Source organism: Allolucifera butyrica, from assembly GCF_900476375.1.
In the GTDB taxonomy this organism is placed as follows: domain Bacteria; phylum Bacillota; class Negativicutes; order Sporomusales; family UPPP01; genus Lucifera; species Lucifera butyrica.
On sequence record NZ_UPPP01000127.1, the window covers coordinates 21,083 to 33,471 of the forward strand.

At 41.5% G+C, this 12,389-nt stretch carries 11 protein-coding genes; 9 read left to right on the forward strand and 2 right to left on the reverse strand.

Going from position 1 to position 12,389, the window contains the following annotated elements; translation table 11 throughout:
• The first annotated feature begins 1 nt into the window (after position 1).
• From LUCIF_RS23640 to LUCIF_RS23655, 4 genes are all read left to right on the forward strand, one after another.
• Positions 2-1,870 carry a polysaccharide deacetylase family protein gene (locus tag LUCIF_RS23640; protein WP_122630271.1) on the forward strand — a complete coding sequence of 623 codons (1,869 nt, stop codon included), beginning with the start codon at positions 2-4 and terminating at the stop codon, positions 1,868-1,870.
• 29 nt (positions 1,871-1,899) lie between these two features.
• Positions 1,900-2,931 (forward strand): glycosyl hydrolase family 18 protein, encoded by a 1,032-nt coding sequence (locus LUCIF_RS23645; protein ID WP_122630405.1) that lies wholly within the window; start codon positions 1,900-1,902, stop codon positions 2,929-2,931.
• A 132-nt stretch (positions 2,932-3,063) separates the two neighbouring features.
• Complete coding sequence (locus LUCIF_RS23650; protein ID WP_122630272.1) at positions 3,064-4,386, forward strand: GGDEF domain-containing protein; 1,323 nt, start codon at positions 3,064-3,066, stop codon at positions 4,384-4,386.
• 189 nt (positions 4,387-4,575) lie between these two features.
• Entirely contained in the window at positions 4,576-5,625 is a 1,050-nt protein-coding gene (locus tag LUCIF_RS23655) for a DUF4434 domain-containing protein (protein WP_122630273.1), read from the forward strand.
• A 500-nt stretch (positions 5,626-6,125) separates the two neighbouring features.
• On the opposite strand, the gene LUCIF_RS23660 is transcribed toward LUCIF_RS23655, so the two are convergent.
• The gene (locus LUCIF_RS23660) at positions 6,126-6,599 is read right to left on the reverse strand and encodes a pyridoxamine 5'-phosphate oxidase family protein (protein ID WP_122630274.1); all 474 of its coding nucleotides are present in this window, start codon (positions 6,597-6,599) and stop codon (positions 6,126-6,128) included.
• A 272-nt stretch (positions 6,600-6,871) separates the two neighbouring features.
• On the opposite strand from LUCIF_RS23660, the gene LUCIF_RS23665 reads away from it, so the two are divergent.
• Positions 6,872-7,372: a YbhB/YbcL family Raf kinase inhibitor-like protein gene (locus tag LUCIF_RS23665; RefSeq protein ID WP_122630275.1), complete on the forward strand. Its 501-nt coding sequence runs from the start codon at positions 6,872-6,874 to the stop codon at positions 7,370-7,372.
• Positions 7,373-7,417: 45 nt separating this feature from the next.
• A complete protein-coding gene (locus LUCIF_RS23670) occupies positions 7,418-7,768 on the forward strand; it encodes a winged helix-turn-helix transcriptional regulator (protein ID WP_122630276.1) in 351 nt (116 codons plus the stop codon).
• A gap of 153 nt (positions 7,769-7,921) precedes the next feature.
• Here the strand turns inward: LUCIF_RS23670 and LUCIF_RS23675 are convergent, their stop codons facing one another.
• Entirely contained in the window at positions 7,922-8,743 is an 822-nt protein-coding gene (locus LUCIF_RS23675) for a hypothetical protein (RefSeq protein WP_122630277.1), read from the reverse strand.
• Between the two features lie 372 nt (positions 8,744-9,115).
• On the opposite strand from LUCIF_RS23675, the gene LUCIF_RS23680 reads away from it, so the two are divergent.
• From LUCIF_RS23680 to LUCIF_RS23690, 3 genes are all read left to right on the forward strand, one after another.
• Positions 9,116-9,874: a tetratricopeptide repeat protein gene (locus LUCIF_RS23680; RefSeq protein WP_165866143.1), complete on the forward strand. Its 759-nt coding sequence runs from the start codon at positions 9,116-9,118 to the stop codon at positions 9,872-9,874.
• A gap of 160 nt (positions 9,875-10,034) precedes the next feature.
• Positions 10,035-11,345 carry a prolyl oligopeptidase family serine peptidase gene (locus LUCIF_RS23685; protein ID WP_122630279.1) on the forward strand — a complete coding sequence of 437 codons (1,311 nt, stop codon included), beginning with the start codon at positions 10,035-10,037 and terminating at the stop codon, positions 11,343-11,345.
• 154 nt (positions 11,346-11,499) lie between these two features.
• Positions 11,500-12,012: a GNAT family N-acetyltransferase gene (locus LUCIF_RS23690; RefSeq protein WP_122630280.1), complete on the forward strand. Its 513-nt coding sequence runs from the start codon at positions 11,500-11,502 to the stop codon at positions 12,010-12,012.
• Positions 12,013-12,389 lie beyond the last annotated feature (377 nt).

A 12,389-nucleotide genomic window follows, 5' to 3' on the forward strand; every position in this document is an offset into this window, starting at 1 on the left:
GATGACGATAGGAAATGAAAAATTTACGGCCCGCAAAGACAGAAAAAAGTGGATCCGGGTAGTGATACAAATTGTTATTCTGCTGGCGATCGCTGCGATTTGTATTACCGCGCTTTTTACCTTAAAGAGGTATACACCTTATACGCCGCAGAATACACGATTCTCGGGGGATAAAGGATTCATCGCCCTGGCTTATTTCGGGGTAGACAGAACCGGAAATCAAACTTTAATTGGTGAGGCCCGGTTGCGGGAACAATTGCAGGCGCTAAAAAATTTGGGGTATGTAACCATTACCCAGCAAGATATTTTAAATTACTATCAGTCAGGCAAAGAACTGCCGGAAAAATCATTGTTTTTAATTTTTGAAGACGGCAGAAGGGATTCTGCTATTTTTGCCCAAAAGATTTTGGAGGACTTGAATTATAAAGCGACAATGCTGACTTATCCGGAAAAGTTTGCGGAAAAAGATATGAAATTTTTAAAGCCGGATGAGCTAAAAGAATTGCAAAAAACGACTTTTTGGGAAATGGGCACCAACGGTTACCGGCTGGCGTTTATTAATGTATTTGACCGTTATGACAATTACCTGGGAGAATTAAGCCCACTGGAATTCTCCAGTGTCGCCCCGTATCTGGGACGTAAGTACAACCACTATTTGATGGATTATATCCGGGACAAGTACGGGATTCCCAAAGAAAGCACCGACCAGATGAAGAAACGGATCAGTTATGATTATGAAGCTATGCGGGATATTTATACCAAGTCGATTGGGTACGTTCCTCAAATGTATATTTTAATGCACTCCAATACCGGAAGCTTTGGCAATAATGACAAGGTAAGCGCCGTAAATGAATACTGGATTAAAACCTTGTTTAAAATGAATTTCAACCGGGAAGGCTTTTGTTTCAACCGGCGAAACAGCAGTATTTATGATTTAACAAGGATGCAGCCGCAGGCTTATTGGTCTACGAATCACTTGTTAATGCGCATAAAATACGATATTAATCAAAATCTGGATTTTGTAAAAGGGGATTTAAACAGACAAAGAGACTGGGAAACGCGTAAAGGAGCATTAGAAATTCAGGATGATACGATGATTTTGACTTCTTTGCCCAAAGACCGGGGGTTAGTGCGTCTAAAGAACAGCAATGATTTTAAAGACCTGAAACTTTCTGTAAGACTAAGAGGAAATAAGCTTGGGCTGCAGAAAATATATCTGCGAGCAGATGAAACCTTGAACCGGTTTTTGTCCGTAGCTATTTTTAACAATATTCTATATGTTGCCGAAAAAGCGGGCGGCGTCGAAAAAGAATTATTTAAATTAAACTTGGACCGACTTGACGGCAAGGAACCGGTATCTGTTCCCGAAGATAAAAAAGCGGCAGAGGCCCGGGAATTGGAGACTTTCGCCAGATATGCCAATTCGGCGGAAAAAGCAAAGATTTATGCCAAACGGCTGGAAGCGAAAAAAATGGAACCGGTTTCATCCGTGGTGGGAGGTGCGAAGGAATATGTACCTGACCTTAGTGTTCACGCGAAAGGCGACCGCATGTTGTCATTGTCTCTTAAGGGAGATAGGATCAGCATTCGGATAGACGGAAAAGATGCCGTAAAAGATTTGCAGGTCGCAAATGGGCAGCCGGGTTCTGTTTATCTGGAATCGGCTTGGGGCGGTTATGGCTGGAGTCAAAGAAATTTGGCGGACGACGTATATGACGGTGTGTTTCAAAAGCTTATTATCACTGAAAATACAGGGGCCGAACAGGAAAAGATATTATTTGACAGCCGGCTGCAAGGTTTGGATGCCGTCAAGTTTAAAATGAAGCAACTATGGGATGCCTTAATAAACTGGTCTGTTGCAAATTTATAATCAGTAAAGGAGTCAGGTGTGTGCGCAGCATGTTCTGTAAATTTTCTCAAGCGGCAATAGTCATTACGTCTCTTTTGGTGATCCTTACGGGTTGTAATTATAATAATGAATTTGCTGGCCACGCAGTTGCCAAAGAACCAGCCAAAGTATCGACCTGGCTGGTTTATTGGGATTTGGAGGCAGGCGAAAACGATTTGCGGAAAATAGGAAATGAATTAGATAAACTTTCCTATTTCGGCGCTTATTTTGATAAAAATGACCATGTTTTTATACCGAAAGAGCTTGGCGACAAAAGAGAAGAACTGAGAAGGAAAAAGGAAAGATATGAAACCTACCTTACTTTCGTCAATGATAAAGAGAATCCTGACGGAACGTCTGTACTGAAAGATACCGATGTTCTTCGCCGGTTGTTTTCCAATGATGCATCGATGGAGAAACATATTGATGAAATCCTAAAACTGACTTTGCAGGGTGGCTATGATGGCATAGAAATTGATTATGAAAGAATATGGCAAAATAAAAAAATTGGCCAGTCCTTCGTGCGATTTATTGAAAAACTTTATGGAAAAGCGTTGCAACATCATTTAAAATTACGAGTTGTATTGGAACCAAGTACGCCATTTTCCGCTGCCGGGCTTCCCCGGGGACCGGAGTATGTGGTTATGTTCTATAACCTTTATGGATTGCATAGTGGTCCCGGCCCCAAGGCCAATAAAGAATTTATCTTAAAAACATTAACTCAAATGGAAGCTTTACCGGGTGAAAAATCAGCGGCCTTTGCCACCGGCGGTTGCGAGTGGAGCAGCAATGGGGAAAAAAGGTTGTTGACGGAGGTGGAGGCCAAAAAACTGGCAACGACCTATGGCGCCAAAGCCAGCAGGGATGAAGCCAGTCAATGCCTGGTCTTTCATTATAAAGATGCTTTAGGTATTTCCCACCAAGTATGGTATGCTGATGCGAAAACATTGAAGTTTTGGATGTCCATCGCTGCCGGGCGGGGAGTAAATAACATCAGCCTGTGGTGTCTTGGTGGAAATGTGGATATCAATAAAGTAAAATAAGCTATACCGACAACTATGAATGAGGGAATCGCTACCGTGTCTCGCGCTGTGTCTTTGCTTTGATTTGGTTTTCCGCGGCTTCGGCTAATCGCTTCCTGCAACTGCACAAACTTCCGGAAAGGATCTGAAGGCATGAAGAAGCTTTTTGCCGGTTTTGAGACACGCAAACCCCAGAATTTGGAAATATTGAAAATAGTACAGAGTATGCTTGATACCATGCCTAATCCAATATTTTATAAGGATAGCAGCGGTAGTTACCAGTTTTGCAACAAAGCATTTGCTGAATTTCTCGGCATAGATAAAAAGGAAATCATTGGTAAAACGGTATATAATATTTCGCCGCAAAAATTTGCCGAGAAGTATCATGAGATGGATACTGCGTTATTTACCGACCCCAAAGTCCAGGTGTATGAATATCAGGTGAAAAATAAATCCGGTGAAATACGGGATGTTATATTCAATAAAGCGCCTTATTTCGACCTGAATGGCCAAGTAGCGGGATTAGTCGGGGTTATCGTTGATATTACGGACCGTAAAAAACTGGAAAGCGCCCGGCAGGCAAGCGAGGCAAAGTATCGAGCCCTCTTCAATCATTTAAATAACGGATTTATTTACTTCCGGGGATTGGAAGATGAAGCCGGCGCCATCATCGATTACCAGGTAATGGACGTAAACAGCAGCTTAGAAAAACTCACCGGTCTGAACCATGATGAACTTGTCGGCGTAAAAATCAGCGAGTCAATTTTTAAGCCGGAAAACACGGAACTGAATTGGATTCAGTTCATGAACCGCATTTGCAGCAGCAGAACGCGCGAAACATTTGAATATTATTCAGCCCTTTTCCACAAATGGTTTGAAATATCAGCCTACAGCCCGCAGACAAATTGTTGCGCCCTGGTGTTTGCGGATATCACGGAGCAAAAGTCCAATATCGAGAAAGCCCGATATTACGCATACCACGATTCCCTAACAAGTCTTCCTAATCGCCGCCTGTTTGAAGACCGTTTATCATTAGCTATTGACCAAGCCAAACATAACAGGGAAAAAATTGCCGTTATATATTTAGATCTGGATAATTTCAAAAATGTAAATGATACATTTGGCCATGAAGGCGGCGATATTTTGCTGAAAGAAGTTGCCGACCGCCTACTGTCATGCGTTAGAGAGGGTGATACCGTCTCCCGGCTGGGTGGAGATGAATTTGTCTTGATTTTACCCAACCTTAAGACCAATGATGATGCCATTAAGGTAGCTTCCCGTATTTTAGAAGAAAGCCGGAGGCCGTTTTGTATCAATTCCCATACTGTAAAAATTTCTGCGAGTATAGGGATCAGCCTGTTCCCGGAAGATGGAGACGACATCACCAGCTTAATGCGAAACTCTGACGCAGCGATGTATTTGGGTAAAAAGCAAGGGCGCAACCGTATTTGCTACTTGAATGAATGTATTAAATGACGGCAGGCAGAACGGTGGCAGCCGTTCCTTTGCGTCCTGACTGTTTGGCAGTGGCGGATATTGGAACGGGATGTTTGGCAGGCATTTTGGGGGTATGTACAGAATATATGTTGTGAAAGTTTGATAATCAACAGCAGATTTAATTTTGTCAATATATGGTTCAAGACCTTAGAGGGAGAACTACAGACCATGAAAATCCGGCCTGATAAGTTCCTATGTAGATTTTTAGCCAGCGCCATAATAATCTTTATCTTATCAAATAGAGCCGTTTTGGCAATCGATCCGGCGCAAGAGCTCATAAAAAGCAACACTGCCGGGACTCAGTTATTAAACGGAAGCTTTTTTCAGCCCGACCTTGTAATTAACTGGACGGATACCGACTTTTCGGCCGAGTATGATGCGATGAAAGAAGTTAGAATGAATCATGTCATATGGCAATGGACAGTAGACAGCAAGAAGAAACAAGCATACTATCCAACTTCCCTTTCCGGATTTTCCCGGGTTTCTTCCCGCGATCTGGTGGGAATTTCTTTAAAAGAAGCGAAAAAAAAGGGCCTGAAAGTCTGGCTTGGACTGAATTGGAATGAGGATTGGGATAAGCATTATGCAAATGATGAAAAATGGCTGACCAATGAAGTCAGCCTGAATAAAAAGGTTGTTCAAGAATTATGGCAGCGATATGGTAAGACCTATGCCAACACAATTGCCGGTTTTTATCTGCCTATGGAGGTTGACAACATACATTTCCAGAATAGAGAAAAACAAAAAAGAATGGCCAAGGCCTATAAGGAAATTACCGAAACGGTCCATACCACCACAGCCAAGCCGGTGATGATTGCCCCTTATTTTAATCAGAACGAAGGGCAGAATGTACTTAAATATGCCGATATGTGGGGCAATATCTTGAAAGTGGCTCCCATTGATGTGATTGCTCTTCAGGATGGAATTGGTTCCGGCCATGCTTCGGTGTCCACAATCGGAAAATGGCTGGCTGTTTTGAGGGCGAAAATTAGGGAAGTTCGACCGGAGACACAGCTATGGTCGGACCTGGAAACATTTACGCCAGGCTTTGCGCCGGCGCCCATTGGCCGGATTATTCGTCAAATCCATGCCGAAAGTAAATATGTTACTAAGTTTACAAGCTTTAGCTTTAACCATTATGATTCTCCCAATAACGGACAAGCCGAGCAGTTTCGCCAATATAGGAAGTATGTCGATTCGCTGCGTGCCAGTTACTGAAAAGAAACCCAATTACTGAAAGACCGCGTCAGCGGTTTTTCTTATTTCTATTGTAAAGTATAAGTTTATAGCCTTAACGGCAGAAGCATCGCCTTATCAACGCTTCGCCGTTACCACTTAACCTCCGCTTATGACAAGACGATGTTTCTGCCTGGTTACCGCCAAAATCTTTAGACGGGCTTTCTTCGCGCCCTGAGCCCTGCGCCACGAGCCGAAAAATTGCGGCAGCGGTTTTTCTTACGCAATGGAACCGTCATTCTTTATTTAACATAAGATATAAAGGGTATTATTTTCTGAGGAGGAATTCTCATGAGTTTTGCTGCTTGTGGTTATGGTCCCGGTTGTAACGGGGTCCGATGGATTCTAATTATTATAGCTATTTTGGTGCTATTCTACCCTTTCTTCGACAGCAATAGTTTTTGCATTTAGCTATTTTTCATATTCATGCCATACGCTAAGATGTTAAAAGGCTTCCAACTGGAAGCCTTTTATAACGCAAGTTATGCTTTTCTGGATTTTCCGGTGACGTGCTCGATGTCTATTCTCACCACTTGGGTTTTTTGCTGGGCTTTAGCAACATATTCTATACCCTTTTCCTTAAAGTCGGCGGAATATTTATCAATGAAGGCCAACAAGGCGTTAACCCTTTCCTCTTCACCGGCTGCATGGGCTTGGCCATAAGCAATGACGCTTGAATATTGGGTGCTGAACTTTTCCGGCAGTATATTGGCTTTTCCTACAACGCAAAAGGAAACCTTGTTATTGTTATGTATACGGGCTAACTTTTCCCCTTCCATAGCACAGTGGATATAAAGGCAATTGCCGTTATATACATAATTTACAGGCACGCCATAGGCATGGTTTCCACTGTTTTGGCCATTCAGGGACAAAACGCCATAGACTCCGTTGGTCAAGATTTCTGCCGTTTCTTCCGGGGCAAGCTCTCTATCTTGCCGTCTCATTTCTTTAAACATATTTTCCCTCCTAATTTATTTATAAAAACACAATGATTACTCCGTTACTGTCAAATTTATGGTGATAATTAGACTTATTTTATTGTAATTATATTCTACAACAAATAATGACAATCCTGTATACCCACAGAAAAGTAAGTAATTGTCTCTATTTTTGATCTGTTTTATACTAAATGCATAAAGAAGCACGTGATTGCTTTATTTTCACTATTTATAACTTGGTTAATCACATCAGGAAACCAGATTAAAACAGAAGAAGGAGTCGGGAAAATATGATTGTTATTAGTAGTGGTATTGTTGATGGGATCATTGATAAAAAATATGGAACGTATGGGACGCAATTTTTAAAAGACATGCCAACCTATTCATTGCCCTTAACCATTAAGGAATATCCGCGAGAAACTAAAACATTTGCTGTAATTATGGAAGATAAGGATGCAATTCCGGTAGTAGGATGTTCCTGGCTGCATTGGTCTGTCGCCAACTTAACTAAAGATTCAGTAGCGGAAAATGCCAGCATAAGCAGAAAAGATTTTATTCAAGGTACAAATAGCTGGTCCAGCAGCTTACTGCCGCAACCATTAGATAGGTACGAAGCCGCAAGATATGGCGGTCCGACTCCTCCCGATAAATCGCACAGCTATGAAATACATGTATTCGCGTTAGATATCTCACTGGATTTAGATAATGGGTTTTACGTAAATGAGCTTTATAAAGCGATGGATGGACATGTCATAGCTCAATATACTTTAAAAGCGGTTTATAATAAATGAATTATTGCCTTCATTGCAGGATAGAAATCAATTAGGAGGACAATAGTGAAAATACGAAGTGAATTTACTTGTCCATTAGAAGTAACACTTGACATGATTTCCGGGAAATGGAAGCCAATTATAATCTGGAGACTTCGCTTAGGAAAGCAGCAACTTTCTACCCTGAATAAAGATATTCAAGGTATAAATCAGAAGATGCTTATACAGCATCTGAGTGAATTAATTGAGTGTGGAATTGTTGAGAAAATAACTTACGGAGGATATCCTTTAAAAGTTGAGTACTTTCTTACCGAACTGGGCTGGAAGTTTCTGAGAGGGTTAGAAGTCTTTCAAAAAATAGGCCAGGAATATCTCGGCCAATATGATAATAAGAGTTTTTTGTCTAATGCTAGATGAAGAGCTATATGACGCAGCTCGGAAAAAGCGAACCAACAGTAGGGGCTCCTGCCAAATCTTGTATTATTTGGCAGGAGTTTTATTTTTTATGGTAAATAGAAATTTATTAGGCCATAAATTGATTTTTGGCTCAAAATAATAATTAATAAGCCCTTAAGTATTTTTTTGATTGCTTGGGAGGCACTTGGTTGGATCGATATGAATCGGCGTCCAAACTTGGTTTGGCTCTCTTCTAAATTGGGCAATTTCAATATCGGTTCCATTGGTTAGTGTTATAAATTGTATAAGGTAATCAGCGCCATCCGTGCCTAGAAAGTAAATGTTTTTTATAAAACCGGTTTGTTCCGCAGGGGACTGTTTTTTGATCAAATTGCACCAGGCATATCGGATTGCGACCGATTCTTCCGCGTTGTGACTCCAACCGTGATAGGCAGCACATAGAAAGTCTTCTCCGGTAAGGGTCATGTCTGAAATTTTGAATACCCCATTTTCTCCTTCGACTGTAACAAAACCATAATAATAAACAAAGCAGGTGACACCTTTTTTAATACTCTGGATCGTTTCGATTTCAATAAAATAGCGGTAGTAATTATTATGGTGAACTAACTGTAACAATTTAATTAAATTTATATGCGCAACATTCTTAAATAAATTGCTAAAGTCATTGTAGGAATGCTTAGCTTGATAGAATGAGGAGAAAAAATGGTAAGCGACCGGTAAAGGGGTTGCTCCCAGCCCAATAGAACCACAGCCAACAGGCGGTAATCCGGGAAAATTGTTTGCTTCTCTTAAAAGGCTGAAAAAGTTGATGATCATATCTGTCGGATTTGACAGAAGCGAACCGGGAACAACAATTTCATTGTATTTTTTGCCAGTATATGGTTCAAAGAAATTTACTGGAAAGCCTCTACTGTTTATAGCAGGCAGACAAGAAGGCCGAAAGTATTTTTGATTAATTTCGGCGGTAGTTGGCATAAAAAATCTCTCCACTATAATAGATTCAACAAACGGAAACTGATTTGCCGGCAACATGCCGTCCGGCATCGTACAAGGAAATAGGAGTCTTTAATATATATTATGTTGAGTGTAGATAATTGTCTACTGTGGACCGGGATTTAAAGGAGAATACTCTTGCAAAACGAAAAATATATGTGTCTTTTCTTTAACAAACGGAACGATAACCTCGTTTGTTCGTGAAGCTAATAAAAGGAGGCCGCGCCATCGAATGGGTTTTGGCGCTACGTTTTTATGTTCGATTTTAATTCGGCATTCCAGGTAATCAAGTTAGGGGATGGCTGCCTAAAAGTAATTTCTCCGCCTTACTATTGGTTGGGAGGATTTTTTGCATTGATCGGTATTTTGTCTTTCTTGCCTTTATTATGGATGACCATAAAATCTCGCTCGCCTAAGTTCTCGATCGGCGGGCTTCTTGGGAGTGGAATTTGGATTATAATTGCCTGGTTTCTTTTGAGCGATTCTTATTTGCTCTTTAACCAATCTGCGAATACGGTTACCATTAATGAACGAAATTTTTGGAGCGGCCGTACCTCGATCAATCTGCCGCTGGATCAGGTAAAGGATTCGACCATCGAGTACAGCCGAGGCACGCACCGGATTGTTCTTGTATTACAGAATGGGCAACATGTTGGTTTTACCGGCTTTTCGGACCAGGATGGGCAATTTGAGGCGGAGAATGCCATTCGCGATTATCTTCATGCCAGGGATGAAAAGGAAAAGACCATTACAATGTATTTTAACCGGGCTTTAGTGGAACAAAGCCAGGCGGAATATGAGCAGGCGATTGCTGATTATAACAAAATCATTGCAATGAGTCCCAAGGCATGGGATGCCTATATCAATCGGGGAAATAATTTCGATGCGCTGGAACAGACGGACAGGGCCCTGGCCGACTACAGGAAAGCGGCTGAATTGAATCCTAAGGCGGTCAATGCATACTTTAATGCCGCTATCATTTACGAACGGTTACATCAAACGGAAAAAGCAGTTCAATTTTATCAAAAAGCATTACCGTTCATGGATGACCAGACTTTAGCCAGGAAGACCCGTGCTCACATAGAAGAGCTGCAAGCTAAGCCGGTCAGATAATGAGAAACAAGTCCGGTCTTTCAACGGCCCTGCCGCCGCGGCTTTAAATTGTAAAACCTCAATTTCTTGCAGTTAACTGGAAATTTAGTATGTTTAAATTGTAACGAAACTTCATACTATTTCAATAGGTTAACATCACGGGAATCTGAGGAGGGACAAAATGGACATACGGAGAAAGCTTATAAAAATTTTTAGTATGGTGGTAATTATGATGTTTTTCCTGACAGGCATGGTCCTTGCACAAGCTGCGGAGCCGTCTTACCGCACAGTCACGGAAGTATATGACTGGGGGGCGGCAATTCCAAGAGTTATCGTAGACCTCGGCCGGGACCTTAAGGCCGGAGCGATAACTAAGGATACTTTCAGGGTATATGTGAAACGCAAGCTTGCGGAGGGTTCGACGCCTCTGGCACAGACTGAACTGGAAGGGTACCGTGAGATTACAGATGTTTATGTTGCGGATAAGGATGGTAATGCAGCAAAAGCAGGACACTATGCTGTTATTGAAATGAAGGTTGGTCCTACCGTTACACTGGGAGCGGCGCTTAATTTCGATATGAACACTTATTTTAATAATTGGGTTCGCTCCGATTATACAATTACGCAGGTAAAACCGATTAAAACGATTAACGGAAATATTGAAGATCTTGTCATTGATAAATCTGCCGGTAATATTCGTCCAATCGTAGATAATTTTACGTTTAGTCATGGGAGTTATGCAGGTGTTTCCCTTCCTTATGCAAGTTTTGCCCCGAAGGATAATAAAAGACATCCGCTGATTATTTGGCTGCATGGCATGGGGGAAGGCGGCAGTGACAATCCGTCGATTCCCATTTCAGCCAATAAAGCGGATATGTTTAGTGCCCCGGGCTTACAATCTCATTTCGGCGGGGCCTATGTGCTTGTACCGCAGGCGCCGACTTACTGGATGCATGGCTTCACCGGTATGGCGGATGGTACCTCTATTTATGAAAAATCGCTCATGGGTTTGATTGAAAACTATGTAGCAAGTCATAAAAACATTGATGCAAGCCGTATTTATATTGGCGGTGACTCCAATGGCGGTTATATGACGATGGTCATGATCCGGGATTATCCGAATTATTTTGCGGCAGCCTTTCCAACCTGTGAAGGTCTTCGTGACTCCTTGATCAGCGATGCTGATATTGAAGCCTTAAAAAATAGCCCGATCTGGTTTATTGCCGCCAAAACGGATACGATATTACCCCCGGCTGATTATGTAGTACCAACTTTTAAACGTCTTCAGGACGCCGGTGCCAAGGACGTTCATTTCAGCTTCTTTGATAATGTTCATGACATGACAGGACTTTATAAAAATGCAGACGGCTCGCCGTATGAATATAATGGACACTGGTCCTGGATTTATGTTTACAACGATCAATGCGCCGAAGAAATCAACGGACAGCAGGTTAAATTAATGGATTGGCTTGCTGCCCAGAAACGAAAGTAAGCATTTGGCATAAAGCCATTGGATAACGAAAGGAGATGTTCGTATGTTTATATCTGGCGCATTAGAGTCGGTATCAAACCGGGAGGTATATACAATCTAATAAAGGTATAGCCTCCCGGATGTTAGTTACGTTAACTAATGCAGGAGGTATAGGATGAATATAATTATCAGGCAGGAAAACGCCAAGGATTTTACAGCAATATATGACCTGGTTAAAACCGCTTTTGAAACGGCTAAAGTTACGAACGGCAAGGAACAAGATTTTGTCAATGAATTACGCAACGGGAGTGGTTATATTTCGCAGCTCGCTTTAGTAGCCGAGGAACATGAGAATTTAATCGGTCATATTATGTTCACTACTACTTATATCGTTAACGGGGATGCAAGAGCTGCAACACTTTTATTGGCACCTCTTTCAGTTGCTTTAGCATACCGGAATAAGGGGATCGGCTCTCGATTAATTAATGAAGGGTTTCGCTTGGCCAGAGAACTGGGTTATAACTCGGTGTTCCTTGTCGGTGATCCCGGTTATTACCACCGGTTTGGGTTTAAAGCTTCTGTAAATTTTGGTATCACAAATTCAGCGGCTATTCCGGACGAATACGTAATGGCGTGTGAATTAGTTGCCAATGCCCTATTGGAGACTAAGGGGATCATTAAATGGTAGTCCATATAGAAAGGCTCTAACAAAACTTTTTCACCGTATGACAAGGCCTCAACCCCCGAACTGCAGGGTTGAGGTTTTGAATTTTTGGAGAACACAGTAGTTATAAGCATCTTTTCGCAGTCCTTTGTCATTCAACAATAATTCTCCCGGCAAAGATAAACTTAGTGAATTACGAAATACTTTGGCTGTAATTTGGGAGAAATATTGTCTCATAAGTTGGGGGTGCCAAAAGTGGATATAAAATGTTTATACTATTTAGAAATTTGTTATTGCATTTATTGAAAAAGTATATTATCATAAATACAAGATAACAAAAGTTACTAGTAGTCACAAATGTGACAGTGAGATAACTAAGGGTTAAAATTTAATGACGGAAG